The organism is Tychonema sp. LEGE 06208, from assembly GCF_015207505.1.
Taxonomy (GTDB): domain Bacteria; phylum Cyanobacteriota; class Cyanobacteriia; order Cyanobacteriales; family Microcoleaceae; genus Microcoleus.
This window is the reverse complement of sequence record NZ_JADEWT010000043.1, coordinates 12,670-39,143: the sequence shown is the minus strand read 5'-3', so window position 1 is coordinate 39,143 and position 26,474 is coordinate 12,670. Positions and strand designations below refer to the sequence as shown.

General features: G+C 46.2%; 29 protein-coding genes and 1 pseudogene. 13 read left to right on the top strand and 17 right to left on the bottom strand.

Annotated features, from left to right (window positions below):
* The first annotated feature begins 200 nt into the window (after positions 1-200).
* On the top strand, positions 201-1,088 hold the full coding sequence (locus IQ263_RS13460; RefSeq protein WP_194010087.1) for a metallophosphoesterase: 888 nt from the start codon (positions 201-203) through the stop codon (positions 1,086-1,088).
* A 115-nt stretch (positions 1,089-1,203) separates the two neighbouring features.
* Here IQ263_RS13460 and rppA read toward each other — a convergent pair whose 3' ends face one another.
* The 3 genes from rppA to IQ263_RS13445 form a co-directional block, all read right to left on the bottom strand.
* Positions 1,204-1,890, bottom strand: coding sequence for a two-component system response regulator RppA (gene rppA, locus IQ263_RS13455; protein WP_194067866.1), 687 nt, complete (start codon positions 1,888-1,890; stop codon positions 1,204-1,206).
* A gap of 180 nt (positions 1,891-2,070) precedes the next feature.
* Positions 2,071-2,721 carry a glutathione S-transferase family protein gene (locus IQ263_RS13450; protein ID WP_194010085.1) on the bottom strand — a complete coding sequence of 217 codons (651 nt, stop codon included), beginning with the start codon at positions 2,719-2,721 and terminating at the stop codon, positions 2,071-2,073.
* Positions 2,722-2,828: 107 nt separating this feature from the next.
* A complete protein-coding gene (locus IQ263_RS13445) occupies positions 2,829-3,098 on the bottom strand; it encodes a hypothetical protein (RefSeq protein WP_194067865.1) in 270 nt (89 codons plus the stop codon).
* A gap of 197 nt (positions 3,099-3,295) precedes the next feature.
* Between IQ263_RS13445 and hisG the strand changes: the two genes are divergently transcribed.
* Positions 3,296-3,940 carry an ATP phosphoribosyltransferase gene (gene hisG, locus IQ263_RS13440; RefSeq protein ID WP_194010083.1) on the top strand — a complete coding sequence of 215 codons (645 nt, stop codon included), beginning with the start codon at positions 3,296-3,298 and terminating at the stop codon, positions 3,938-3,940.
* A gap of 99 nt (positions 3,941-4,039) precedes the next feature.
* On the opposite strand, the gene IQ263_RS13435 is transcribed toward hisG, so the two are convergent.
* From IQ263_RS13435 to IQ263_RS13425, 3 genes are all read right to left on the bottom strand, one after another.
* Positions 4,040-5,506 (bottom strand): response regulator, encoded by a 1,467-nt coding sequence (locus IQ263_RS13435; RefSeq protein WP_194010082.1) that lies wholly within the window; start codon positions 5,504-5,506, stop codon positions 4,040-4,042.
* A gap of 535 nt (positions 5,507-6,041) precedes the next feature.
* Complete coding sequence (locus IQ263_RS13430; RefSeq protein WP_194067864.1) at positions 6,042-8,255, bottom strand: hybrid sensor histidine kinase/response regulator; 2,214 nt, start codon at positions 8,253-8,255, stop codon at positions 6,042-6,044.
* Positions 8,256-8,530: 275 nt separating this feature from the next.
* Positions 8,531-8,698 carry a transposase gene (locus tag IQ263_RS13425; RefSeq protein ID WP_194067863.1) on the bottom strand — a complete coding sequence of 56 codons (168 nt, stop codon included), beginning with the start codon at positions 8,696-8,698 and terminating at the stop codon, positions 8,531-8,533.
* An 82-nt stretch (positions 8,699-8,780) separates the two neighbouring features.
* Here IQ263_RS13425 and IQ263_RS13420 point away from each other — a divergent pair.
* Positions 8,781-9,217 (top strand): annotated as a pseudogene (locus IQ263_RS13420) (transposase); the annotation flags it as partial.
* 42 nt (positions 9,218-9,259) lie between these two features.
* On the opposite strand, the gene IQ263_RS13415 reads toward IQ263_RS13420, so the two are convergent.
* The 9 genes from IQ263_RS13415 to psbN form a co-directional block, all read right to left on the bottom strand.
* Positions 9,260-9,904, bottom strand: coding sequence for a hypothetical protein (locus IQ263_RS13415; RefSeq protein WP_194067862.1), 645 nt, complete (start codon positions 9,902-9,904; stop codon positions 9,260-9,262).
* Complete coding sequence (locus IQ263_RS13410) at positions 9,897-10,451, bottom strand: Npun_F5560 family protein (protein ID WP_194067861.1); 555 nt, start codon at positions 10,449-10,451, stop codon at positions 9,897-9,899. Before IQ263_RS13410 ends, IQ263_RS13415 begins: the two co-directional genes overlap by 8 nt.
* 135 nt (positions 10,452-10,586) lie before the next feature.
* Positions 10,587-11,201, bottom strand: a complete 615-nt coding sequence (locus IQ263_RS13405) for a class II aldolase/adducin family protein (RefSeq protein ID WP_194067860.1) — start codon at positions 11,199-11,201, stop codon at positions 10,587-10,589.
* 571 nt (positions 11,202-11,772) lie between these two features.
* Positions 11,773-12,768, bottom strand: a complete 996-nt coding sequence (locus IQ263_RS13400; RefSeq protein ID WP_194010076.1) for a hypothetical protein — start codon at positions 12,766-12,768, stop codon at positions 11,773-11,775.
* 368 nt (positions 12,769-13,136) lie between these two features.
* On the bottom strand, positions 13,137-13,370 hold the full coding sequence (locus tag IQ263_RS13395) for a hypothetical protein (protein WP_194067859.1): 234 nt from the start codon (positions 13,368-13,370) through the stop codon (positions 13,137-13,139).
* Between the two features lie 171 nt (positions 13,371-13,541).
* Positions 13,542-14,453, bottom strand: coding sequence for an MBL fold metallo-hydrolase (locus IQ263_RS13390; protein ID WP_194010074.1), 912 nt, complete (start codon positions 14,451-14,453; stop codon positions 13,542-13,544).
* Between the two features lies 1 nt (position 14,454).
* Positions 14,455-15,555, bottom strand: coding sequence for a chorismate synthase (gene aroC / locus IQ263_RS13385; protein ID WP_194067858.1), 1,101 nt, complete (start codon positions 15,553-15,555; stop codon positions 14,455-14,457).
* 33 nt (positions 15,556-15,588) lie between these two features.
* Positions 15,589-15,888 carry a hypothetical protein gene (locus IQ263_RS13380; RefSeq protein ID WP_194067857.1) on the bottom strand — a complete coding sequence of 100 codons (300 nt, stop codon included), beginning with the start codon at positions 15,886-15,888 and terminating at the stop codon, positions 15,589-15,591.
* 2 nt (positions 15,889-15,890) lie between these two features.
* Positions 15,891-16,022 carry a photosystem II reaction center protein PsbN gene (gene psbN / locus IQ263_RS13375; protein WP_194067856.1) on the bottom strand — a complete coding sequence of 44 codons (132 nt, stop codon included), beginning with the start codon at positions 16,020-16,022 and terminating at the stop codon, positions 15,891-15,893.
* A 90-nt stretch (positions 16,023-16,112) separates the two neighbouring features.
* Here psbN and IQ263_RS29320 point away from each other — a divergent pair, with 90 nt between their 5' ends.
* The 5 genes from IQ263_RS29320 (at position 16,113) to IQ263_RS13355 (ending at position 17,790) form a co-directional block, all read left to right on the top strand.
* Positions 16,113-16,235, top strand: a complete 123-nt coding sequence (locus IQ263_RS29320; RefSeq protein ID WP_255515875.1) for a hypothetical protein — start codon at positions 16,113-16,115, stop codon at positions 16,233-16,235.
* A 20-nt stretch (positions 16,236-16,255) separates the two neighbouring features.
* Entirely contained in the window at positions 16,256-16,459 is a 204-nt protein-coding gene (psbH, locus tag IQ263_RS13370) for a photosystem II reaction center phosphoprotein PsbH (protein WP_006633692.1), read from the top strand.
* A 150-nt stretch (positions 16,460-16,609) separates the two neighbouring features.
* Positions 16,610-16,864 carry a TatA/E family twin arginine-targeting protein translocase gene (locus tag IQ263_RS13365; RefSeq protein ID WP_194010071.1) on the top strand — a complete coding sequence of 85 codons (255 nt, stop codon included), beginning with the start codon at positions 16,610-16,612 and terminating at the stop codon, positions 16,862-16,864.
* On the top strand, positions 16,865-17,527 hold the full coding sequence (gene pth, locus IQ263_RS13360) for an aminoacyl-tRNA hydrolase (protein ID WP_194010070.1): 663 nt from the start codon (positions 16,865-16,867) through the stop codon (positions 17,525-17,527).
* Positions 17,524-17,790 carry a DUF3146 family protein gene (locus tag IQ263_RS13355; RefSeq protein WP_194010069.1) on the top strand — a complete coding sequence of 89 codons (267 nt, stop codon included), beginning with the start codon at positions 17,524-17,526 and terminating at the stop codon, positions 17,788-17,790. Before pth ends, IQ263_RS13355 begins: the two co-directional genes overlap by 4 nt.
* Positions 17,791-18,145: 355 nt before the next feature.
* Here the strand turns inward: IQ263_RS13355 and IQ263_RS13350 are convergent, their stop codons facing one another.
* Positions 18,146-18,454, bottom strand: a complete 309-nt coding sequence (locus IQ263_RS13350) for an S-layer protein (RefSeq protein WP_194067855.1) — start codon at positions 18,452-18,454, stop codon at positions 18,146-18,148.
* Between the two features lie 81 nt (positions 18,455-18,535).
* Positions 18,536-19,348: a CPBP family intramembrane glutamic endopeptidase gene (locus IQ263_RS13345; RefSeq protein ID WP_194067854.1), complete on the bottom strand. Its 813-nt coding sequence runs from the start codon at positions 19,346-19,348 to the stop codon at positions 18,536-18,538.
* A 438-nt stretch (positions 19,349-19,786) separates the two neighbouring features.
* Between IQ263_RS13345 and IQ263_RS13340 the strand changes: the two genes are divergently transcribed.
* The 5 genes from IQ263_RS13340 to IQ263_RS13320 all read left to right on the top strand — a co-directional run bounded on the left by IQ263_RS13340 (position 19,787) and on the right by IQ263_RS13320 (position 26,327).
* The gene (locus IQ263_RS13340) at positions 19,787-21,256 is read left to right on the top strand and encodes a GTP-binding protein (protein WP_194067853.1); all 1,470 of its coding nucleotides are present in this window, start codon (positions 19,787-19,789) and stop codon (positions 21,254-21,256) included.
* A gap of 281 nt (positions 21,257-21,537) precedes the next feature.
* Positions 21,538-23,034 carry a 3' terminal RNA ribose 2'-O-methyltransferase Hen1 gene (locus IQ263_RS13335; protein ID WP_228050022.1) on the top strand — a complete coding sequence of 499 codons (1,497 nt, stop codon included), beginning with the start codon at positions 21,538-21,540 and terminating at the stop codon, positions 23,032-23,034.
* A gap of 60 nt (positions 23,035-23,094) precedes the next feature.
* On the top strand, positions 23,095-23,394 hold the full coding sequence (locus IQ263_RS13330) for an AbrB/MazE/SpoVT family DNA-binding domain-containing protein (RefSeq protein ID WP_194067852.1): 300 nt from the start codon (positions 23,095-23,097) through the stop codon (positions 23,392-23,394).
* The gene (locus tag IQ263_RS13325; protein WP_194067851.1) at positions 23,388-23,711 is read left to right on the top strand and encodes a type II toxin-antitoxin system PemK/MazF family toxin; all 324 of its coding nucleotides are present in this window, start codon (positions 23,388-23,390) and stop codon (positions 23,709-23,711) included. Before IQ263_RS13330 ends, IQ263_RS13325 begins: the two co-directional genes overlap by 7 nt.
* A 6-nt stretch (positions 23,712-23,717) precedes the next feature.
* On the top strand, positions 23,718-26,327 hold the full coding sequence (locus IQ263_RS13320) for a polynucleotide kinase-phosphatase (protein ID WP_194067850.1): 2,610 nt from the start codon (positions 23,718-23,720) through the stop codon (positions 26,325-26,327).
* The last annotated feature ends 147 nt before the right edge of the window (positions 26,328-26,474 follow it).

The following is a 26,474-nucleotide window of genomic DNA, read 5'->3' as shown; positions in this document are numbered from 1 at the left end:
AGTCAACAGTCAACAGTCAACAGTCAACAGTCAACAATTCCGGTATGAGGACAACCGGAATTGATATCATTAGCTAGTATTCAGCACTTAGTAGTTATTAGTCAGATGGCAAAAGAAAGAAGGAATAATATCTACTTTTGCAGTCTTGCCTGTTTATTTGCTAAACTAGAGGTTGCGCTCTGTCAATAAACGTTAGATTTATGCACAGGTTATTCACTGGGAAACTGCAGGTAGACTGTTTAACAATACCGATCGCAAATTTTCCAGCAAATCTATCGGGTACTAAAATTGTACAGCTTACTGACTTTCACTATGACGGGGTGCGGCTGTCGGAATGGTTGCTAGAAGAGGCAATTGCGGCGGCTAATGAAGCCGAACCAGATTTAATTTTTTTAACGGGGGATTTTATTACCTTCGATCCGGCACCTATTCACGACTTAGTGCAGCGATTGAAAAAGTTGCAAAGTCGGATGGGGATTTATGCGGTTTTGGGGAATCACGACCACTATTGGCCGGGGGCAAAAATTGAGGTTGCTAATGCTTTGAATAACGCAGGTATTCGGGTGTTATACAACGAAGCCATTTATCCTTTGGGGGCTGAGTTGGCTTTAGTTGGGTTGGCAGATTTTTGGTCGGGCGATTTTAAGCCTGAACCTGTAATGACATCAATAAATCCGGGGATTTCTCGGATTGTATTGTCTCACAATCCTGATACTGCTGAAAAGCTGCAAAAGTGGCGGATTGATTTGCAGTTTTCCGGGCACACTCACGGCGGTCAAATTGTGATTCCCGGTATCGGGCCTTTGTATGCTTGGGTGAGAAAAATTGGCTATTTGATTCCTCAACCAATCCGAAAGTGGATTCCTCTTCTGTCGGCTTGCGATAGAGTAGTTAGTCACTGGGAATGGGCTAGCGGTTTGCATCGGGTTGGGAGTAATTTGCTGTACGTGAATCGCGGTTTGGGAACTTATGCGCCAGGGAGGCTATTTTGTCGGCCGGAGGTGTCAGTAATTACTTTGATTTGTCAAGAACAGGGGGCGGTTGAAACGGCTTCTACGCGAGACTTGCACCCGACGGGAACGGGTTGAAGACTGACGGTTAAATTTAGGTTGTTTTCTTGTGTCTGCGGAGGCGGAGGATAGTTTGATTCTTGCAGAGTTTCAACCGCCGCTTGCATCTACGAGATTTTTTGGGCAATTATTATTAACTGCCTTCTCCAAAGCGATAGCCTCTACCGTAGACTGTGTTAATTAGGGTGGATTCGCCTGGGGCTTCTATTTTACGTCGCAGCAGGCGAATTTGAGCGGCTAATACGTTGCTGCTGGGTTTATCTGTTTCACTCCACAAGTATTGGTGGATTTGTTCGTGTGTTAGCAATTGACCGGGATGGCGCATTAAGTATTCTAATAACTGACATTCTTTTTCTGATAGGTCAATTGTCCGATCGCCCCGATAAGCAATTTGATTGTCGTAGTCTAGCTGTAAGTCTGCAACTTGCAGCCGCCCGACAGCCACTTCGGAGTCAAAAGTAGGGGGGCGTCGCAGCAAGGCGCGGACTCTGGCTAGCAGTTCTCGCAGTTCAAAGGGTTTAACTATATAGTCGTCTGCGCCTGCGTCGAGTCCTTTGACGCGATCGTCTAGGGTATCTTTGGCGGTGAGAAATAGCACTGGTGTATTCCGTCCTTGCGATCGCAATTGCTGACAAATTGCCAGTCCGGTTTGTCGGGGAAGCATCCAATCTAAGATTAGCAAATCGTAAGATTTCTGCATTGCTAAATTGCTGCCTGTCGCGCCGTCAATTGCCACATCAACTGTATAACCTTCGCGGCTTAAAACTCGACTCAAAGGGTCAGTCAACTCAACTTCATCATCAACTAAGAGAATCCGCATCTTGATTTTACATTTTAGTTTTTTCGACTTCGCTCAAAACAAGTTTTAGATGTCAGATTTAAGCATGAATTACAGGAAGCTTGCAGACAAGTAGGTTTTGTAGGGATTTTCCCCCTGCGGTTGCTTTGTCTGCCGTGAGGTTAAGTTTAGGAATGCTTAGGTTAAGCAAACTGATTTTTGCTATATTTTAAAATGTGGAATATTTTCTGATTCGCTGTAAGCTGCTGCTAGCCATTCCTGGATTGCAGGAATTGCTAAAATCGCATCAGCATAAGCTTTTCCCTCTGCATTGAATTTGACTCCGTAGGTGACAAAACGCAGGACGATGGGAGCAAACATAGCGTCAACAATTGTGAATTTTCCGAACAACATAGGGCCACCTGTTCCGAAGTTTTGACGGCATTCGTGCCACAGGGTAAAGATGCGGTAGATCTCTGCTTCGACACTGGCAGTCATTCCTTCTCCGGGATAGCGGTTGCGGCAGTCCATCGGCATATTTTGGCGCAGATTTTGAAACCCCGCGTGCATTTCAGCGCAGATGGAACGGGCGATCGCCCTTTGGGCGATATCTGCAGGCCACAAATGATGCGCGTAGCGATCGGCAACATACTCGCAAATTGCTAAAGATTCCCACACTTTCAAGTCGCCGTCGATTAAAACAGGCACTTTTCCCGAGGGAGAATAGCGCCGAATTTCCGCGTGGCTTGTCGGCCCGTCTAGGGGGATTCTCACTTCCGTAAATTCTAGTCCAGCTTGTTTCATCACCAGCCAAGCACGCAGCGACCAAGAGGAATAATTTTTGTTGCCAATAACAAGAGTCAATTCGGTCATAGTTTAGCTGTGAGTTATTTGCGATCGCCCGTTCAATTTTCAGTTTTAGAGTTGAATACACAAAGGATAGTCCAGTTCTGTGCAACAGCCTCTGCAAGCATCTTACATTAACAACCTCCCAGCGTTCCGCGTTTTTCAGCAAACTGCGATCGGGTGGTGTCATCGAACACGCTTAATTTCAACTGAGATGAGAAACCTGTGAGCCTGGGGATTCTGGGGTGGTTAGCGGTAGGTACGGCTACTGTATAATCCATTTCCTCTGCCTCTAGACCGCCGCCTGAGAGAATTTCATCTACTGTAACTTTCAGGGAATCCGGGTCTACACTGTGAAATTCTTCGTCAAATTCTTGACTGTCAAATTCTTGATTTTTTTCCATACTGACCGCCCTTTAAAAAAGTGACTCTATAAAAACTTACTAAATATAATATATACCAAAACAAAGGATCCAGCAATAGCGTAAATTTATTTTTAACTGTGAACTATATGTGTTATTCTGAGTTTGGCAAAAGCTGTTTATGCTTGTGCCGCGATCGCCCCTTCCCAAATTGAGCAATTTACACTTTAAAAATTGACATGATTACTGTTGCACTTCCCAAAGGCGGATTGTTAGGAGATAGCATTCGGCTGTTTAAATCGGTTGGATTAGACTTCAGCGCTTTTCTAGATTCCTCTAACCGACAACTTCAAATTTATGACCCCACCGGAACAGCAAAAGCTTTGCTAGTCAGGACGCACGACGTGCCTGTTTATGTGGAATACGGTCAAGCTGATTTGGGGATTGCCGGTTATGATGTTTTGCGGGAAAAAAAACCGAAAGTTGCTAATTTAATTGATTTACAATTTGGCAAGTGCCGGCTGTCGGTGGCGGTGAAGGAATCTAGTTCCTATCGGCGAAGTGTGGATTTGCCACCTCACGGTAGAGTTGCTTCTAAGTTCGTCAACTGTGCGAGGGAATATTTTCACAATTTGAACTTGCCGGTGGAAATTGTGCCGCTTTACGGTTCTGTGGAGTTGGGGCCGATTACGGGTATGTCGGAGGCTATTGTGGATTTGGTTTCGACTGGGAAAACTTTGCGGGAAAATGGTTTGGTGGAGATTGATATTTTGTTTGAAAGTTCGGCTTATTTGATCGGTCATCCTTTGAGTTACCGTTTGAATTCTGGGGGAGTTAATGAGTTGATTGGGAAGTTGAGGGAGCAAGTTTTGACGACGGTTTGATGTGGGTTTAAGTTAGAATATTTTTATCGGTTCGGAGTAAGGAACTTAGTCATTATTGTTAAATATGATGACTGAAGTCCTTACTAGCAACGGTTTTATTTAGCTTATTTCCGAGCTGCTATTGGCAGGTATAAGACCTAGTTTTTCCCGGCATTTATCTATATAAAAACTGACGACTGTATCTGCAGGGTTTTGTTCGATTAGTTGCTGAAAGTATCCTAGGGCGGCGACAAATTTTTGGGCTTGCCATCCTTGAATTCCTTTGTCAAATAAAGCCTGGGTAAGCTGCTTAGCCTGGGAGTCTGGACTGGATGCGGGCCAGATTTCGTAGATTTCAATAGCTTGCTGCTTGCCGCGCGGGGTTACTCTATCGATCCAGCGATAGTAATAATTATTGCTGGCTGAATGGCTGCAGGCTGCTTTCGCGTGAGAATTTGCAATCATGCTTTCTGCTGTTTTTGCTTCCAAGTCGCACTTTAATAATAGACTTTCTTTTGAGTTTGAATTCGGACTTATGTTATTTAGAAATTCTCTGGCGTGAACGATCGCATTTTCGCTAACAATAATTTGGCAGCCATATATTTTAGTTAAATTTTCTAAGCGAGAAGCTGTATTTACTACATCGCCGATGACTGTAGAGTCCATCCGGCGATCGGAACCCAAGGTGCCGATCATGCCGATCCCGGTGTTAATTCCTGTACCGATGTTGACGGGATATTCTAAATTGTATTTATGGCGATCGGCATTAAATTCCTGCAAACTTTCTTGCATGGCTACTGCGGCTTCGATCGCATTTATCGCGTGAGAAGTCGGCAGATCGAATACTGCCATGATGGCATCGCCTAGGTATTTGTCAATAAACCCGCCGTGGGACGTGATGCAATCGTTCATTTTAGTAAAAAAAGCGTTCAACCATTCAAAGGTTTCGTGTGCTGGTTGAGATTCTGCGATCGTCGTAAACCCGCGAATGTCGCAAAATAGAATAGTCAGTTCTTCTTCTGTGACATTTCCCAATTGAATCGATTCTATGCCTTTTGGGGCAATTCGTGTGAGAATCTGCTCCGGTACAAATAGCTGAAATTTTTCAGCAATATATTCGCTGGCCTCCCAAGCTGCAGCGATTTGGCGCTGGCTTTTTTCTGTGACTTGCTGGTTGAATTGGGAAGTTACAACTTGCGATCGCATTTGGCTCAACTGCAAAATATTTTTAATTTTTGCCAGCAGCAAGCAACTGTTAAAAGGCTTTGTTAAATAATCATCTGCCATCCTTTCTAACCCTTTGAGGCGAGAGGTGTCGTCACTGAGGGCAGTCAAAAAAATCACCGGTACAGTTTGTAAAGCCGTATCCTTACGCAGGATCTCGCAGACATCAAAACCGTCCATATCCGGCATCATAATATCAAGTAAAATTAAATCTGGTCGAAATGTGCGCGCGAGGGAGAGCGCTTCATCGCCAGATAGCGCTGATACTGTGGTGTATCCTTCGACTTGCAATAACTCTTGGAGTAAAGTCAGATTATCTGGCTCGTCATCAACCAACATGATGCAGGGCGACTTGTTTGACATGGAATCTGATAGGTAAAGTTTGTCACCGACCGGCAAGGACGAAAAATTGAGGTATTTAGCAAGGATTGACGGACGATCGCCTAGAAATCGGATTTTTTCCGATAATACTGCGTCCAGATTTTTAATCGGGTCAAAAACCCGATTTTTTTAGTTTAATAGCGTCCAGAACAGATTGTGTTGTATTCTTGACCTTTTCCTCTCCTGAAAAGAGATGCCCCCGCTCGATCGCCGAAATATTTGAGTTCGGTTAAGATAAATTGATTTTACATTCAATTTAAAATTTCTCTACTATTGAGTTTAGCCTTTCCCATGATGAAATGTAATAAATTACACCTTGGTGGCAGTGAATCCAAGGCAAAACACTGTGAAAAACAGATACTTCGATTGCCTTGCTGCGCTCGAAATGACAAAAAAACGCCGAACTTGGTATTATGCACTCTGCCAAAGAAACCGGGTTTTTTACCCGATTTGTGCGCTACAACGCGCGTATTTTCGCAAAAAAACCGGTTTCTGACCACCGGTGCGTCAATACTGTTTAAGAGAGAAAAGAACGGATAGTAGCCATCGCCAAATTCAGATCCAGCGGCTTGCTCAAATAACCAGAAGCGCCAGCTTCCAAACATCGATCGCGATCGCCAGCCATCGCCATCGCCGTCACCGCAATCATCGGTACCGACTCCCATACAGGATCTGCCTTAACTCGCCGCATCAACTCAAAGCCGTCAACATCCGGCAATTGAATGTCCATCAAAATCAAATCCGGCAGCAACTCCGGCGCAGTAGAAGCGGCCAAAATTCGATCGACCATCGCCTTCCCATCCGCGATAATCTCTACCCCGTAGCCCTCCAATTCCATCACCTCCGAAATTAACATTTGGTTAAAAGGCTGGTCTTCCACCACCAAAATCCGCTTGCTACCCATTGGCAAAGCGATCGTAGAAGCAGGGATTAACTTAGAATCCAAAGCACAAGCAGCAAAGCTTCCCGACTCTTGACGCATCTCCGTCAAAGGCAGCCAAACGCGGAACACACTGCCGACATCGCAAACAGATTGAAAAGAAACAGTCCCCCCGTGCAGTTCGGCCAAACGCTTAGTCAAGGCCAAACCCAAACCGGTGCCTTCGTGCCGCCTAGTCAGGGAAGAATCTACCTGTTGAAAAGGTCGAAATAGCAAGTTCCAACGGTCTTGAGGAATGCCGATGCCGGAGTCTTTCACTTCCAAACAAAAATAAGGAGTGCTGTCATTTACAGGAGAACAATCCGGTCGATAATCGCCTTGGATTTCGCTGCCGTAGGCCAAACGCCCGCTGAGTTTAACTTGTCCTTGTTCCGGTGTAAATTTGATGGCATTGGAAAGTAAATTAATCACAATTTGTCGCACTCGCCGTTCGTCTATCAAAACTTTATTAATGCGGTAATCTAGTTCTGAAGACAAAGCAATCCGCTTTTTTTCTGCCCTCGGCTGAATCATTTTAAGACAATCTGTAGCGAGTTCGTGAACGCGCACTGGCAGCAAATTTAGTTCTACTTTCCCCGCTTCAATTTTAGAAAGATCGAGAATATCGTTAATTAGTTGCAACAAGTGCTGGCCGCTTTTTTCGATCAGTTCTACATAGTTGATTTGTCGAGTGCTCAACTGTCCGGCTGTTTGGCGCAGCAGCAAGTCAGAAAATCCGAGAATGCTGTTGAGAGGCGTCCGCAATTCGTGGGACATCGAAGCTAAAAACTCAGATTTCAATTGAGAAGAATACTCTAATTGTTCGTTAACTTGGCGGAGGTTTTCTTGTGTCTGAGCCCGCTCGATCGCCGTACCCAGCGTCCGACAAGCCGCTGTGAGCACTTCTTGGTGGAGGGAGGCTTGCAATTTTTTGACGTTGCGGGACTCCAGCGTCAACACTCCGATGATGGTGCCGTCGGTAGAGGCGATCGGAAAAATGCCCAATTGTCCGATTCCCGGATGTCGAAATTGTGGCACAGCATTGGGATGTTGGGCATAGTCATCGACAAACAAAGGTTGACCGGTTTCCACCACTTTCCACAGCAAACCGATGCCGTAGGGAATACCTTTGTCGAGCAATTCTTGCATTCCGGCGGCGACTGGTTCCCCGTAACTAGCCAAAAATTGACCAGAAACTTGGTTGGAAATTGCCGCCGCTTGTCTGTCTTTTCCCGAACCGCTAATTACTTTCACGTCTCCGAAAGCAGCATTCGTCGCCTCTACCAAATAGCTAAGGGCAAACCTACCTATTTCTTGCAAACTGTGAGAGTTTTGCAGGCGTTCTGTTAAACCTAAAAGAAAGCTCAGCCTTCTGACTTCTGCGTTCAAGCTAGCTTGGGATGTTCGGTATACCGTAACGTCTCGAAAGGTAAACAGTCTCCCGCCGCTGTTGGTAATTGTGGCGAAGACTTCCAAACAAATGCCGTTGGATTGCTCGAAATAAAATGATAAATTTTGTTCCTGAGATGTTTTCAGTGCTTCCTGAAACTGTTCCCACTGCTGAAGCGACAAGTAACCGCGATCGACAATTTCGGCAAATAGCAACTCGCACTTGGGCTTTGTGGCCAGCCATTCTGGGGACAGTTCCCAAGTGTCTGCCAATTTTTTGTTAAACAAAACTAAGCACTCAGACGAGTCGAACAGAGCGATGGCATTGTCTACTTGGTTGAGAATCAGTTCTTGGTCTGCGCTCAACTGCTGCAAGTCTGTGTCCATTTTTTTTGTGTCTGTAGCTCTTAGTTTTGCGGTCATAACTGTCTGCTGGTCTGCCAATAGTTATTTTATAACTCTTTACTTAATTTGACATAATTTTACGTTTGTTGGGGGTGAGGGCGATCTGCGGGCTTTGAGATCTGAGGCACTTGCTGGTTGTGGAGGGCGATCGCGCGATCGACTTGGAGTGTCTAAAAGTGCGATCGACCGTACAATTAAATCATTATATTCAGCAAAAATCGCTTTTAAATCCCTGATTATTGTGAATAAAAATTAATTTTTGGGGTCTTCGGGGTTTGCGGTGCTCATAAAAACTAATTAGAAAAGCCAGCTAATAGTCGAACTCGAAAATTGTCAAAATTAACAAATCCATAGGCTTGACGCTTAATCACTTTGAGACGATTGTTGATTTCTGACCTACAACCACTCGTTGTTCGGTTCAAGAAATAGTTACAAATTTCATCGATATGATTGCGAAGCATTGTATATTTTGATGACTATTAAAAATAGTCAAATCCTCTCCCTCTCTCCCCCCTCAATCGCTATAGACAATCTATATGAGCAACAGCTTACTATCCCGAATCAATTCATGTATATTGCATATATCGAACGCAGTCAAATCGAGCTTGGTGCAAAGAAATCGGGATTAGGATGAGTGGCGTTCCTCTAGAAGACTACCTAAAAATATCAGCAAGTCAAAGAAGAAGCAAGCTAAGTCTGACGAAATAATTCGTAATTTGATTGAGGAAAAATTTGGAGCAGGTAAAAGAAGATTTAGCCTTGGTAGAGTCATGGCTAAATTTTCTAATACTTCTGAAACAACCATCGCCATAATTTTTCTGGTGATGAATATTTCCGCCTGGGTACGGCCGGCTTTTTGGCTTTGTTTATGTCTATTTCACAACACAAACCTTTTTTCCGGTTTTCGGTCTCGGATAATTAGGAAAAAACTATATTTTAGTATATGCTGTTTTCTGACTTTTTCAGCAATCCCTAATTAAGACTTGAGCAGTGCAATTGGACTAAAGTCCTCATTAGGAACATCAAGAAGTAATTTGTATATCATAAATCGGTTGATTTGTCAAGCAATTCCAGTGGCAGATAAATAAATCTGGCACTTGAAGGCCCACAGAGGCGATCGCAGGTGCAGCCGGAAAAGGCCAAAGTCGATCGAACAAAATTCTCTCCCCTACAAACCCAAACTGCATCAAATAAGTCGCCGGAGGCGCATTTAAAATATCCACCAACAAGCGGTAAGCCAACTGGTACAACTGCTGCCGCCAAACATCCGACAAATGCAGCGGTTGACGGTAACTCAACTCGCCCGACAATTTATCGGATTCTGCTGCGATCGCCTCAGCATAAAGCGGCCCCTTTGCTGTGTGCACCACAGGGAGCCAAAAACTGCCCTCGCCGACGGGAAAAAGCAGTTCCTCAGCCACTCGATCGCGCGCCACCGCAACATTGCGGCAAAATTTAAACACATCTTGACCCGGAAAAACCAGATCGGACGGCACATCCAGCGTCATAGGACAAACGATCGCCCCAGCGGAGGCGATCGCTCCAGAATTGAGTGCAGAAATTCCACAGATATTGACTTCGGTTAAAGGATGAGATCGAGCGATCGCCTCAAGGAGACTTGCTGCTACTTTTTGCCCGTCACCCGTCACAATCAAAACCTCAGACATTGCCAAAGCTCGGCATTTGAATCCCGCGATCGTCATCAGGATCGACACTAGGCAGATCCAAGCCCTTAGCCTTGCGATTGCGAACCGCCAGACGGTAAGTCACGCTTTGCAACTCTGTATGCAATTGGCGGTTTTCCTTTTGCAGTTGATCCAGCTTTTCCTTAATCGGCTCGATCCGTTCGGCAAACTTCTGGCGGTAAACCCCTGGCAATTCCTGAACAACTTGTTCGAGCATTCGAGAGCGATCGGTCAATTCTTGCACTGACTGCCGCAGTTGGTAAACCTCAGCATCCCGATCGGCGATTTGTTCTTGATAAAAACCCACCTGTTCTTCAACAGCTTGTAGTTGTTCGCGCATCGCCTGCATTTGAGCTTGGTGGCGATCGGAAACCGACGGCGCAGGAACAAAACTCGTATTTCCCTTCACCAGTCTGAAAAGTTCTTGAGACAACTGCTGCACCAATTGGTCGCGCATTTGCAGCTCTTCGGTGAGACGAGATACCTCGGATTGCAGTTCTTTTGAGCTTACAAGTTTAGTTAGATTCACGATGACTCTCAGCTTTTGCTATAAAATGTGTTTCTTTAAAATATCTTTCCCTTACCGAACAGGCAAGACGCACGGTCAAAGTTTTTAAGCTGTGTCGGCGCGTTGGAGCGATCGAGCATCAGCCAAGGATCAAGCTCAGTTTAACGCAGATCTGGTCTCACCGATCGCAGTCGAGAGCACTTTCCCAGCTTCGTCCAAAGTGCTGCCAAAACAGATAATTCCGTCCTCGTGACCGGCCATCGCCAGAATTTTGCGATCGGCGAGATTCTCCTCCTCAAAAAGTCTAAACATTTCTAAGGCCATTTGAGGAGTGCCGTAAGGTATTTCTTTTCTAGTAGTAGGAATTTTAAACAGCAGTTGTTGCCAGAGTTGAGGATTGTGGATGTGAATAATCGCCCCCACATCGCTAGCGTGAAGGTAAAGTGCTGCGTGAGTCAGGGACTCCGACGAAGCTGGTACTGGGCCCCGGCAGCAGAGGAAATTTTGTTCTAAGTTAAATTCGGAAACAGTACAGTAGGATTCTGGCCCTAGCTGCGGCAAGTGTGCTGTCTGGGTGCCGGAAATCACGAACTGGCAAGAATTGCCAATCCTGACGCTGACGTTCCCAAACCCGATGCCATTTTCGTAGACGGCAATTAGTCCCCAAGAGTGGAGTCGATCGCGCCAGTCCATCAAATCTGCTATGTCCCCGGCAGCTACAGGGTCTGCCTCTTTCCAGTCACAGCGGTACTTAACGACTCCTTCATCCATTGATTTTCCTGCAAATTGCGGACACGACAGACACGGCTGGCTCAAATACTTTACCGAATTTGTCAAACTGCTTTTTTGCCGGCTGGGTCTAGTCTACATTCCAGTGTCGCCGTAGTTGGCGATCGACATCAACAAAAAGTAAGCTACGAAAGAAGAGCCAATTATTCCAAATATCATAGGTTTAGCCTCAACTGGTGATTGCAAAAGTTAAATGTAAAAAGTACGCTTTCAGGCTGGGAGTTTGATTCCAGGCTCTGGCCAGAGCTAATTTCTTCTGTGAAACTATGTAACACCCCGAACAACTTATAGCTTTAGACTACAGCATTTATACTGAGCTGAGTTACTCCCTAAGAAACATTTAACGAGAAACTATGCCTTTATAGGTAACTCAAGTAAAAAGCAACCGTATATTTACGTATTTTTTTTCATTATACATACAGGGAAGCAAACGGAACAACCAAATTACATATCTTAAAGATTTTTTAACTAATTACCCAAAAAGCAAACCGATCGAGCAGTGAATGCCCGATCGGCTCTGGGTTTTCTGTGGAGCGAGCGCGCCTGCCACCTTTTAAATGTGGAAGTGATACAAGATACTGCCGTCGTCTTTAATTTCGCAATTGGCATTAAAGATTTCAGCTTGTTCGTTCAAAAAACGCTGGGCGACATCCGGCGACAGCCGCGTCTCCATCGCAAACCGCACCAAAGTGATTTCGCCGCGGTTTTCTTTGATCAGTCGGTACAAAGCACTTTGGAGCCTTTCGCTCTCTTCTCGCTGAAAAGCTGTTTTGTGCTGCCAATCTGCCACCGAAGGAATCAAACCGCGACTTACCAAAATCGCCAACAGCAGCCCAACTCCCAAAATCAGAGGCACAGTCGGATCGCTCGTGGGTGTGGCCACAATTTGCGGCGCTGTCGCGGCAGCCAAACTGCTCACCATTTCTTTTTCCGACGCTTGCGTATCCGCCATCGCGAGCTGAGTTTTGTTGTAAAAGTCTTGCTGAAGCTTCATTTGCTGCAACAGGCGAGCGCGCTCTCTTTCGTATTGGTCGAGTTGTTGTTGAGCTTGTTTGAGGTCTTGAGTGACTTTTGCCAAGCGTTGGTTGAGCGACTGATTGACTGATTGCCACCGATATCTGTTAATCAGGCGGCTTTTTTCAACCATGCCTTTCATCAACATATCCGCCGTTTGCACTGCTTGATCCCGATCGAGCGAGCGATACCCAACAGCAATCTGTAGAGGTTCTTCCGGCTTAGAAATCTTGACGCTAGCATTTTGTCGAACTTGCTGAGGCGACAGCTTAACTGCATCTGCGACTGCTTTGACAACATTATCTGCCAGCAGAACATCGGGAGTCAGTTGCTCTCCCTGCTTGAGAATTGTCGCGCCCGTGCTCGAAAATTTGACTGGCGGATTATTAGAAGCCAGAGTGCCTTGAGCCAGGAATCCCGGCAGCGGAGCTAGGCGGTAGGCTAATGCCCCTGAAATACCCATAATTACAGCAAAACTGCCTAGGGCAATCCATCTGTACTGATTTGCTGAAGATCTAAAACGTAAATTTCCCATTTTGATAGTCAAGTCATAACATTCACTTTGCTGTTGCAGCTAGTCCCAAACCAAAGAGCGATCGTCTCTTTCTTTTGAATGAAATTGACTGCGGAAAAATCACTCAGATTGTAGCGAAAAGCTCTCAGATCGGCTTTTCAGAGTTGCAAATATTCATGTTTCCAAAAAAGCAACGTACCTGTGTTTTTTCCTAACTATAACCTCAGCTTTTTTGTTTAGGAATTACTCAAAAAATTGCAGGTATGACGATGATAAAGTCAAGTTTGTTGCCAATTGGGGAGCCTCGTGCGAGAGTGAAATCTTGCGGAGCCTCGCCGTGTTTGTTGACACTTAAAACTTTCACTTTTTCGCCTGCTGCAATCCTCCAATTATTTTACTTCTTGGTGTGCGTTTTGCGGAAGCGATCGCGCGGGTGGGTTGTGGCTCGATCCTGCGATCGCCCGCAGGTTGTACGGCACTTCGTTCTCATCTGAGATGCCCTCAAACTCGATACTTCTTGTCACGGCACATTCACAGCGATCGCAATTACGATCCACCCGCGCGATCGCGATTAACAAACTGCTAATTTTGCCGAGCTTCTCAAATAAGAGCGAGTAAAACAATCAAAAAAAACTTAAATATTCTTCCTAAAAAGTTACTAGCCCAGAATTATACCACGCACTAACAGTATTTGCTAAAAATAAAAAAGTTGTGGAGCGGGCCACAAGACCTGCTCCACATCAAAAAACGATCGTAGGATAAAGTTATGAGCGATCGACCGTACCGACGAAAGTTCAGAAGCCGATCGGCAAAATAAGACCCTCGCGGGCCATGACAGCCTTGGGGAAAGCGATTTGCACATCTTCGGCGATGCGATCTAGAAAATCGTCAGTATGAGCCGGATCGTGGTGAAAAATCACCACTCGTTTCACCCTTGCTTCCTTAGCCATTCTCACCGCTTCCTGCCAAGTCGAGTGTCCCCAACCCACCTTCGGAGACTTGGGATTGTGATATTCCTCGTCGGTGTACATCGCATCGTAGATCAGCACATCAGCGTCGAGGGCCAAATTGTAGACATTCTCATCTAGTCGATCGGGAAAATGCTCCGTATCAGAACAGTAAACCACCGAACGTCCCTGCCAACTCACCCGATATCCCATAGCAGTATTCGGGTGATTCAGAGAACCAGTCCTAATCTCAATATCGTCCAGCATCATCGTCTGGTTGTGATTGAGTTCGTAGAAATTCAAATCTGCAGGCAAACCCATCAGCGGCACCGGCGAATTCGAGTGCAGAATCCGTTCCACAAAATGCCTTTTGAGACAATCTCCATCCGGCGGAATCGCCCCATAAATATCAAACCTATTGCCGCGGATAAAAGCTGGGGCGAACAGCGGGAAACCTTGAATGTGATCCCAGTGATAGTGAGTAAAAAACATATAAGCTTGCACCGGCATTTCTTGCATCAACTGGTCTCCCAGCATCCGCAAGCCTGTTCCGCCGTCAAAAATCAAGCGTTTGCCAGCTACTCGCATTTCCAAACAAGAAGTATTTCCGCCGTAGCGAACAGTTTCCGATCCTGGTGTCGGAACACTGCCCCGCACGCCCCAGAACTGTACGACAAAATCATCCATACCTTTTATTGATTCCGAGGGTTGAGGGCAATCAACGGGAGTTGCCGCTACAGAGGACAAGCTGATTTCCATTTTAAAATTCAGACTTTAAGGTTCCACATTGTCCGTGATGGCGCAGCAGATGGTCGCACAACACTAAAGCTACCATTGCTTCCACCATTGGCACAGCTCTTGGCAAAACGCAAGGGTCGTGCCGTCCTTTGGCCGCTAGCAGCGTTGCTTCACCCTCTCGGGTAACTGTGCGCTGCTGCTGGCGAATTGTCGCAGTTGGTTTGAAGGCCGCCCGCAGAATGATATTTTCACCGTTAGCAATGCCACCCTGAATTCCGCCGGAACGATTCGTCACTGTACGAATTGCCCCTTGTTCATCAGTATAGTATTCATCATTGTGTTCGCTGCCCAAAAGCATAGTCCCGGCAAAGCCAGAACCAATTTCAAAGCCTTTGCAGGCGGGCAAGGACACGATCGCTTTGGCCAAGTCGGCTTCGAGTTTGTCGAATACGGGCATTCCCAGACCTTTGGGTACGTTGCGGGCGACGCATTCGACTACACCGCCGATCGAATCTCCGTTGTCGCGAACTTTTTCGATTAGTTCAATCATTCTTTCGGCGCAGTCGGCATCGGGACAGCGGACGATGTTGCTTTCTACTTGTTCTAAGGTAACAGTGTCCGGGTCGGCGACGCATTCTAAGTGTTTGATGCGTTTGACGTAGCCGACGATTTCGACTCCAGCGGATTGAGAGAGAATTTTTTTGGCGATCGCCCCTGCTGCTACTCTACCAATAGTTTCCCTCGCCGAACTTCGACCTCCGCCTTGCCAGTTCCGAATTCCGTACTTAGCATCGTAGGTAGCGTCGGCGTGGGAAGGGCGGTAAGTTGTCGCCATTTCGCCGTAATCTTGAGGACGAGTGTCTTGATTGCGGACTAAAATTGCGATCGGAGTTCCCAGAGTTTTGCCTTCAAACACCCCCGACAGAATTTCGCAGGTATCTGCTTCTTTGCGGGGCGTCGTAATTTTGCTTTGGCCCGGGCGGCGGCGATCGAGTTCCGCTTGAATTTCCGATGCGTCTAGCGACACCAGGGGCGGACAACCGTCTATTACTACTCCCACACCGCCGCCGTGAGATTCCCCAAATGTCGATATCCGAAATAAATGCCCGAAGGTATTGCCCATAGTGCTTTCGCCTGAAACCTGATAATTTTTACTTTAACTGGAAGATATATTTTTCCAATAGAGATTTACTGTATTTTTGCAGAATATAGCATTGACTGGGGAGGCGAAAGGTCGATCGGGCCAAAGCAGAAGTTCGATCGCTTCGGAGAAGGAGAGAGGGAGAGAGGGAGAGAGGGCGAGAGGGCGAGAGGGGGAAAATTGGGCAAACCTTCCTTCTTCCTTCTTCCTTCTTCCGACGGACTTACATCCGTTACATCCGTTACATCCGTTACATAATCCGTTGCCGAACTTCCTTCTTCCTTCTTCCCTCTTCCTTCTTCCTTCTTCCTTCATCTCTAATCTTCGTGTTCTTCAAAAGGATCTCTCAATTGCTTGGCGGGAGGGCCGAAAGCCGTGTAAATCGTGAAGCCGGTGATTGCCACCAGACACATACCGAGAGAAATACCTAGAAATGCTGCTGGTTCCATATTGGGGAGCAATTATGAGTTATCCACTCTATAATATTACAAAAAATAACAATCCGTCTCAAAGTCTAGTGATTTTAGGCTGGGTAGGGTATGGCAGCATCCGGGGGAGGCGGGGAGACGGGGAGAGTCGGAGACTGCGGCAGAGTCGGGGAGTGGGGGTCTAAAAAATTGCGATCGCAATTAGCGGTGGAAGTATGTCAAACTTTTCTGTAGAGATTCATTGTAGGTGACTTATGGCACAGCGGACTTGGTTAGGAGATATACTCAAACCCCTTAACTCAGAATACGGCAAGGTAGCCCCTGGTTGGGGAACCACCCTGTTGATGAGCGTTTTCATCGGACTGTTTTTCGTGTTCTTGTTGATTATTTTGCAAATCTACAACTCTTCACTGATTCTGGAGAATGTGGATGTCGATTGGTCGAGTCTCGGCCGCTAAAATTTGAGCGCGAAACAGTCAGGCTAACAGTAAAAGCTGAGGGTAGAGGAGAAAGGGTGAAAGCTAAATTTTCCCATTTCCCCTTGCCCTTTCCCGTTAGTGGCTCGTAATTTAATGCTAATTAATTAAACAAAATACCGGAGAAAAAACATGAATATTTTTGGAATTGGCTTGCCGGAAATGGCCGTAATTTTTACCATCGCCCTGTTGGTATTCGGTCCGAAAAAATTACCTGAAATCGGTCGGAGTTTCGGAAAAGCACTGCGGGGATTTCAAGACGCTTCGCGGGATTTTGAGTCGGAGTTTACGCGGGAAGCCAAGCAGTTAGAAGAAGCAGTCGCAACTACCAAAAAGCCCGAACCCGAAAAAATCGCGGCAGCCAAGGAAGATACCGCAAACAGTTAGATGAATAACACTCAGAAGTCGGAAACACCAGCGGAGTTAATAATTCCCCAGCTAATAGTTGGCTTGGGAAATCCAGAACCAAAGTACGATCGCACGCGACACAATATCGGCTTTAATGCAGTGGATACCTTGGCTAAATCTTGGCAAATTTCCCTGTCAGAAAACCGCAAATTTCAAGGCATATTTGGCGAGGGAAATCGGCCGCGGGGACAGAAAATCCGCTTGCTGAAACCGCTGACGTACATGAACCTGTCCGGCCAATCGATTCGGGCGGCCACAGATTGGTACAAAATACCTCCAGAGTCCGTATTAGTAGTATATGACGATATGGATTTGCCGATCGGCAAACTCAGAATGCGGCTAGCAGGTTCAGCCGGCGGCCACAACGGCATGAAATCGACAATTTCTCATTTGGGCACAGACAAATTTCCCCGCTTGCGGATTGGCATCGGCAAACCTCAAAACGATCCTGCTAAAAATGACAAAGATACGATTTCCTTCGTATTAGGAAAATTTTCCTCAGAGGAAAGTCAATTAGTAGAGAAAGTGCTTAAATTAGTTGTAGAAGCTGTGGAACTTAGCCTCCACCAGGGAGTAGAAAAAGCCATGAGTCTTTACAACAATCGTACCATTGCAGAAACAAACGCGGAAACAAAAAGGTGAGTTCGAGACGTTTGCCCGAAACAACTGCATATGTCCGAGTGACTGGCCAATCTTGGCTAAAAGGCACCATTGAGGGTGAAGTAAGTGCCGGCAATTTTGAGTGGCAGTTTCAGTGGCGTTTCACCGCAGAAAAAACACTGATACTGGAACCATCTCGGGGTAGGGCATTGATTCAAGAACCGCTGCACCGTTTTCTGGAAAAATGGGATTATCAGCTTGAACCGGGCGGCGATTATTCGTTTACTGTTAGGGCTCAGTTTTAATACTCAGAAACCGGGTTTTTACGAAATACTTCGTTACCACACCCTAAAACTCTCAAAAACCCAGTTTCTTTGGCCTGGAAACACCTTGAGTCAGAAACCAAATTTTTTAAGAAATACTTCGTTACCACACCCTAAACCTCTCAAAAACCCGGTTTCTTTGGCCTGGAAACACCTTGAGTCAGAAACCAAACTTTTTAAGAAATACTTCGTTACCACACCCTAAAACTCTCAAAAACCCGGTTTCTTTGGCCTTGACGCTACGAACTAAGAAACCGGGTTTTTCCGAGATTTATGGTTTTCAACAAGTATTTTCGTAAAAAACCCGGTTTCTGGCCTCTGATGAAATGCGGGATCATCAGTTGATTTGTGGTGATTGCAGCAATTCTTGAATTAAAGCAGGCGGGGTTGCTTCTCGGTAAGCGCCGCAATAATACATCGTCAAAACCGCTTTGTAAGCCCAGTGATTGGAAGGCACATCGGTAAAAGGATTGGGCAGAGTTTCAGCCTGATTGAGCACGCAAGCATTGAGGATTTGTTCGCGGGTTGGCTGCACTTGAACTAAAGAATTATTTAGCTTGACTTGTGCGGTAGTTTGTGCTTTTACAGAAGCAGAAAAGTTGGCACTAATTAGCAGTATAGCTGCGGCAAAAATCGTGAGTTTCATAGGTAATTGGTCATTGGGAATTGATAAAATGACAACAGTCAACCGACAACCAACAACTGCCAACTAACAACTGCCAACTGACTACTGACTAATTTTTCGCATTCCCACAGCCAATACGCTCAAAAACAAAAGCCCCACTGCCCCAGCTAGCGGATTGCCGTTAATTCCTGTCACCCAATCGGGAACAGAGCCAGAATATCGCACTAACTCTCCGACGTTAATTATATAGTATCCCCAGACTAAACCTGCATGAAGCCCGATCGACAAACCCAATCGATTTTGACGGCTTCGCTTTGCCAAAACCAGAATCAAACCCAGCAGCAACAACCCCGGAAACTGAGGCCAAGTCCGCAGCATTCCCTCCACAGATTTGATAAAATGAGATAGGGCAAATACCAGGCTATTCGCCCGCACAGAAATTTGATAACTGTAATCCCGCTGCAATTCGTCCAGCAACCAACCCCGGAATACCAACTCCTCCGCAAAACCGACTCCAAGGGCGCTTAACAGCCCTTCTGCGATGATTCTCGGCAAATTATCAGAATTTTGCCATGCGACAAAGCCAAGCAGTCCTTGCGCTAAAAATAGGGTGAAAGTTATCGAAATGCCGATCGCCAATCCAGTCAAAAGCTCAAAACCGTTTTGTCGCGTATTGACTAAACCGTAACTTTTGAGCAATTGCGTTTGTCCGTAAACCTGTTTTCCCCAGCGCCACACTAGGAACAAAAATTCGACAAACAACAATCCCATTGTCAGAATAGTTGCTAGGTTACTATCTTTAACTAAGAGATAAATTGGTGCGGCGACGGGCAGCCAAATTGCTAGCAAGATTAATAGGAAAATTATCACACGTAAAGGAAATGGATAACTGGCTATTTTGATGAGGTTAATCATTGTTGTAAATTAAACAGGTTTTACATGATATCTGTAGGGACACAGCATTGCTGTGTCCTAATCCTGGTAGGGACAGGGCAATGCAATTTTTTTCCCAGGATTAGGGACAGGGCAATGCAATTTTTTTCCCAGGATTAGGGACAGGGCAATGCCGTTTTTTTCCCAGGATTAGGGACAGGAGAATGCCATTTTTTTACCAAAATTAGGGACACGGCAATGCCGTTTTTCTACCAGATATACATAGATTTGACATAACCTCTGTAGGGAGACAGAAATGCTGTGTCCTTACCAGGATTAGGACACAGCATTTCTGTCTCCCTACCCGGATTATAAACACGCCATTGCCGTACCCTAATGTACAAAGCAGACGGAAAAAGCTAGAATGGCATCATATCGGTTAAAACTTTAAGTAAAGCAAAGCTATAACATCAGGTAACAATGACTGAAGTATCGGATTTCTCAAATGTCGATCGCGAATTAGACGACACAATATTAAGTTTCGCAGACATTCAAGCAGAACTCAACCTGCGCCGCGCTAAAGATGCTCTGCGAGATATAGTAGAAAATCTCGACTTGACACCACAAGAGCGAACTGGACTGGAGCCGGAAATTGGCGGCTTGGAAACCATGCTGGACAAGCTAGAGCGCGCTTGCGTGCAAATCGCTGTGTTTGGGATGGTGGGAAGGGGGAAATCTTCGGTTTTAAACGCGCTACTCGGTCAAAATGTGTTTGAAACTGGCCCGACTCACGGGGTGACTCGTACCACAACTATTGGCCAGTGGGATGTCGGAGATGGTATTGATGACGATTTACCCGATGGCTTAGGCCCCGCTACGCTACGATTTTCGCCAGTTATTTACCGTTTATCGCAAGTAGAATTAATCGACACTCCGGGAATAGATGAAGTTGACGGCGAAACTCGCGAACTTTTAGCCCGCCGCGTCGCAAAACAAGCCGATTTGATATTGTTTGTAGTTGCTGGCGACATTACGAAAGTGGAATATCAAGCACTTTCGCAGTTGCGGGAAGCCGGAAAACCGATGTTATTAGTTTTCAATAAAATTGACCAGTATCCCGATGCAGATAGGCTGGCAATTTATCACAAAATTCGGGACGATCGCGTGAGAGAATTGTTATCTCCCGATGAAATTGTGATGGCTGCAGCTTCACCTTTAACGGCGCGGGCGGTGCGCCGTCCCGACGGAAGTATGAGCGTGCAAATGACTCGTACTTTACCACAAGTTGAGGATTTAAAATTAAAGATTTTGGAGATTTTAGACCGGGAAGGAAAATCTTTGGTGGCGCTGAATACGATGCTTTGTGCGGGGGATATTAACGAGCAGTTGGTGCAGCGAAAAATGGAGATTAGAGAAGACGCGGCTAACCGGATTATCTGGAATGGGGTAATGACTAAAGCTGTGGCGATCGCCCTAAATCCAGTTACTGTAGTTGATATTCTCAGCGGTGCGGTAATTGATGTGGTGATGATCTTAACTTTATCTAAAGTTTACGGCATTGCGATGACGGAAGCGGGGGCGGTGGAATTGCTGCAAAAGATTGCGATTAGTATGGGGGGAATTACTGCGGGGGAATTGTTGGCTAATTTGGGTTTAAGTTCTTTGAAAGGATTGTTGGGTTTGGCGACACCGGCGACGGGAGGTTTGGCCTTGGGGCCTTATCTTTCTGTGGCTGTGACTCAAGCTGCAATTGCTGGGGTTTCTTGCTACGGAATCGGTCAAGTTACTAAGGCTTATTTGGCTAATGGTGCTTCTTGGGGAGATGATGGGCCGAAGGCTGTTGTGAGCAAGATTTTGTCTTCTTTGGATGAGGATTCTATTTTAAATCGGATTAAGGATGAGTTGCGGGCTAAGTTGAATTTGGGGAGTGGGGAAAAACAGCAATCTTAATAGTCAGTAGTCAGTAGTCAGTAGTCAGTAGTCAGTAGTCAGTAGTCAGTAGTCATTAGTTAGTAGTCAGTAGTCAGTAGTCAGTAGTCAGTAGTCAGTAGTCAGTAGTCAGTAGTCAGTAGTCATTAGTCATTAGTCAGTAGTCATTAGTCAGTAGTCAGTAGTCATTAGTCAGTAGTCATTAGTTAGTAGTCAGTAGTCAGTAGTCAGTAGTCATTAGTCATTAGTCATTAGTCATTAGTCAGAAGAAGCAATTATGCAATAACAAACACCAATTCCCGATGCCCAATGCCCAATGCCCGATGCCCGATGCCCGATGCCCGATGCCCAATGCCCAATGCCCAATGCCCGATGCCCGATGCCCAATTCCTAATATTATGTTATTAACTATCTCCACAACTCGCGTCCCTGCTACAGATTTGGGCTATTTGCTGCACAAACATCCCGATCGCCTTCAATGCTTCCCGATGACTTTCGGACAAGCCAGCGTGTTTTATCCTGAAGCAAATGCAGACAAGTGTACGGCGGCTTTGCTGTTAGATGTCGATCCGGTTGCTTTGGTGCGGGGAAAGTCGAAATCGGGCGATCGCCCGCTCGAACAATACGTTAACGATCGCCCCTACGTTGCCTCATCCTTTCTCAGTGTCGCCCTCGCCCAGGTCTTTAGTACCGCCCTATCTGGGCGCTGCAAAGACCGCCCGGAACTCGCAGAAACTGCCCTTCCGTTGACAGTTAAGCTGTCGGTTTTACCCTGTCGTGGCGGCGAGAAGTTCCTGCGCCAAATGTTTGAGCCGCTTGGCTATCAAGTCACAGCAAAACCGCTGATTCTTGACGAGCAATTTCCCGAGTGGGGCGCGAGTCCTTACTTTGCTGTGGAATTGCAAAATACAGTGCGGTTGGCGGATTTGTTGAGCCATCTTTATGTACTAATTCCTGTCTTAGACGACGATAAACATTATTGGGTGGGCGATGATGAAATCGAGAAGTTATTGCGTCACGGTGAAGGTTGGTTGAACGCGCATCCCGCCCGCGAACAAATTGCCGATCGCTATTTGAAACGCCAGCGCCGCTTGACGCGCCTTGCTGTTGCACAATTAGCAGAAGAAGATAATACAGATCCCGAAAAACTCGAAGTTTCTCGTGCTTTAGAAGAGGAAGTTTTAGAACAGCGAATTAGCCTCAACGAACAGCGTTTAGAAGCTGTGATGACTGTTTTAAAAGCCAGCGGTGCTCAGCGAGTGGTAGATTTGGGCTGCGGTGAGGGAAAACTGTTACGATTGCTTTTAGCTGAAAGTGCGATCGCCCAAATTACTGGAGTCGATGTGTCTTTTCGGGCGTTGGAAATCGCCAAGGAACGATTGCAGGTCGATCGCTTTTCTCCTGCACAGCAATCTCGCTTACAATTGATCCAAAGTTCCCTGATTTATCGGGACAGCCGCTTGACAGATTTTGACGCAGCAACGGTGATTGAAGTGATCGAACATCTGGATTTAGAACGGTTGGCTGCTTTTGAACGGGTTTTGTTTGAGTTTGTGCGGCCGAAATTTGCGATCGTCACAACTCCCAATGTTGAATATAATGTTCGGTTTGAAAACTTGCCTACGGGCAAATTTCGCCACCGCGATCACCGTTTTGAATGGACGCGCGGGGAGTTTCAGGCTTGGGCGAATGGAGTTGCTGAACGGTTTGGTTTTGGGGTAGAGTTTCGATCCGTTGGAACCGAGGATTTAGAAGTGGGTTCGCCTACGCAAATGGCAATATTCACCCAGTCAAAATAATCTCGACAGTCTGTTTGTGCTTACAATATAGTTAAAGTTGAAAAAATGCAGGCTTCAGCTATGAGTAAATCTATTCAAACCCGGATCGTTGAAATTGACAATTCTCAGGGCATTCACATTCCCAAATCTTGGTTAGAGCAAATTGGTATTAGCGGAGCAGTAGAAATCGAAGTTCAGGGCGATCGGATCGTCATTCGTGCAGCCCAGAAACCTGGTGCCGGCTGGTTAGTCATTTCTGGAGCCCTAAAACCACGGGCCGGTTGGGATGAAGCGTTCGCAAAAATGGCTGAGCAACATGATGATGTCCTGCTTGATGATTTCACGACTACTGAGTGGGATGAGGTTGAGTGGGAATGGTAATCAAACGTTTTGATGTTTTTCTAGTTAATCTCGACCCCACTGTTGGCAGTGAAATTCAGAAAACTCGACCTTGTTTGGTAATTTCACCAGATGATATGAACCAGCGCATTGCCACTGTCATCATTGCTCCAATGACAACGAAGGGGCAACTATATCCCAGCCGGATAGTTTGCCAGTTTCAAGGCAAAAATGGGCAAATCGTCCTCGATCAAATTCGGACTGTTGACAAAAATAGATTAGTTAAATATCTGGGTCAAATCGGCGCTGACGAACAAAAAGCAGTTTTAGATACTTTGGTACAGATGTTTGCTGAATAATATTAAATGAAAATTACCATTCCCGAACTATCCCTAGTCCTCCTCATCGGTGCATCCGGTTCCGGCAAATCCACCTTTGCGCGCCAGCATTTCCAACCGACAGAAATCATTTCATCGGATTACTGCCGCGGCCTGGTTTCCGATGATGAAAACAATCAAGCGGCCACCGCTGATGCTTTTGAAGTGCTGCATTTAATCGCTGCTAAACGTCTGGCTGCGGGTAAATTAACTGTGATTGATGCTACGAACGTTCAGCCGGAAAGCCGCAAACCTTTGTTGGAATTAGCCCGAAAATATCATTGCTTTTTAGTAGCAATTGTGCTAGATTTGCCAGAGAAATTGTGTGCCGATCGCAATCAACAGCGTCCAAACCGCAATTTTGGGAATCATGTCATTCGCCGCCACGTTCAGAATTTAAGACGATCCCTCCGAAATCTCGATCGCGAAGGCTTCCGCTACGTTCACATCCTCCGCACCCCAGAGGACATCGCAGCAGCCCAAATCGAGCGACAACCGCTGTGGAACAACCGCAAACAGGACACAGGCCCCTTTGACATCATCGGCGACATTCACGGCTGCTGCGGCGAATTGTCACAATTGCTGCAACAGTTGGGCTATCAAATTGTCGGACAATCCAGCGCATCCGGCTTTTGGGATTATCCCACCTACGCCCATCCAGAAGGGCGTAAAGCCGTGTTTTTGGGCGATTTGGTCGATCGAGGCCCGCGCATTCTCGACACCCTCAAACTCGTCCGCAACATGGTAGCAGCAGAAACAGCATTGTGCGTCCCCGGAAATCACGACATCAAATTACTGCGAAAACTCAGCGGCAAAAATGTCAAAATCAACCACGGACTCGAACAAACCTTAGCAGAAATTGCAGATTTACCCGATGAATTGCGCGAATTAGCAGTTAGCGAAATTAGGCAATTTCTCGATAGTTTAATCGGGCATTACGTCCTCGACGGTGGCAAATTAGTCGTCGCCCACGCCGGAATGAAAGCAGAACTTCAGGGACGCGCATCGGCCCGCGTTCGAGATTTCGCATTGTACGGAGAAACCACAGGCGAAATCGATGAATTCGGCTTACCAGTCCGCTATAATTGGGCCGCCGAATATCGAGGTCAAGCTGCTGTTGTTTACGGACATACCCCGATTCCCGAAACAGAATGGTTGAACAATACTGTTGATATTGATACGGGCTGCGTTTTCGGCGGCAAACTAACAGCTTTGCGATATCCCGAAAGAGAATTTGTCAGCGTTCCTGCTGCGATGATTTACTGCGAACCTGCCAAACCGATCGCATTTCCATCCATTGCAACTCCAGACAACAGTTTTCTCGCCACAAATCTGACCGCCCAACAGCAGTTTGACGATGTGCTGGATATTTCCGACGTGCTCGGAAAACGCATGATTTCAACAAGGCTGCAACGTAACATTGCAATTCGCGAAGAAAATGCGATCGCAGCCCTGGAAGTAATGAGCAGATTTGCCGCCAATCCCAAATGGCTGATTTATTTGCCGCCCACCATGTCTCCCGCTGCGACATCCAAAGAACCGGGACTTTTAGAACATCCAGCCGAAGCCTTTAACTACTACCAACAGCAGGGCGTATCGACAGTTGTGTGCGAAGAAAAGCACATGGGTTCCCGTGCAGTTGTCATTGTTTGTCAAGATGAATCGGCGGCTAAACGGCGCTTCGGGATTCTCAACAACAGCATTGGCATTTGTTACACCCGTACAGGTCGGCATTTCTTCGATAATTATACCTTAGAAACAGAGTTTTTAACGCGGGTAAATCGCGCTCTTTCTGCCAGCAATTTTTGGGATAAATTTAAAACTGATTGGGTTTGTTTGGACAGCGAATTAATGCCTTGGTCTGCCAAAGCTCAAGGTTTATTGCAAGAACAATATGCTGCCGTGGGAACCGCATCCCGTCACGGGTTTGCAGAGGCGATTCAGCAGCTAGAAAAGGCAAAACAGCGGGGAGTTGCAGTTGATTCTGTCTTGGCTAGCTACCGGGAACGAGCCGATTTAGCCGATCGCTATGTCAATGCCTACCAGCGCTACTGCTGGCCCGTAAAATCCATATCTGACCTCAAGTTAGCGCCTTTCCACATCTTGGCAACCGAGGGAAAAGTTCACACTGACGAAAATCACTGCTGGCACATGGAACAGATAGCAGAAATCTGTAATTTTGACCTAGAATTGCTGTTAGCTACTCAATACAAAGTAGTTAGAATTGCCGATCTTGACAGTCAATTGGCAGGGATTCAATGGTGGGAAAAAATGACTGATGCTGGGGGCGAAGGGATGGTGGTTAAACCGATGGAATTTATTGTGAACAATAGCAAAGGACTGGTACAGCCTGCGATCAAATGTCGCGGTAAAGAGTATTTGCGAATTATTTACGGCTTGGAATATTCTTTGCCGGAGCATTTGGAAAAATTGCGATCGCGCGGGCTTTCCGGGAAGCGTTCTTTAGCGTTGCGAGAGTTTGCTCTCGGTGTAGAATCATTGGAGAGATTTGTGGCGGGCGCTCCTTTGAGACAAGTTCACGAGTGCGTTTTCGGAGTTTTAGCGATGGAGAGCGAACCTGTCGATCCGAGGTTGTGAATAGCAGAAGTCATTAGTCATTAGTCATTAGTCATTAGTCATTAGTCATTAGTCATTAGTCATTAGTCATTAGTCATTAGTCATTAGCATTTTGTAGGGGCGGGTTTAGCTAAGGATATATGATACAAATGACTAAAAAAGGACAAA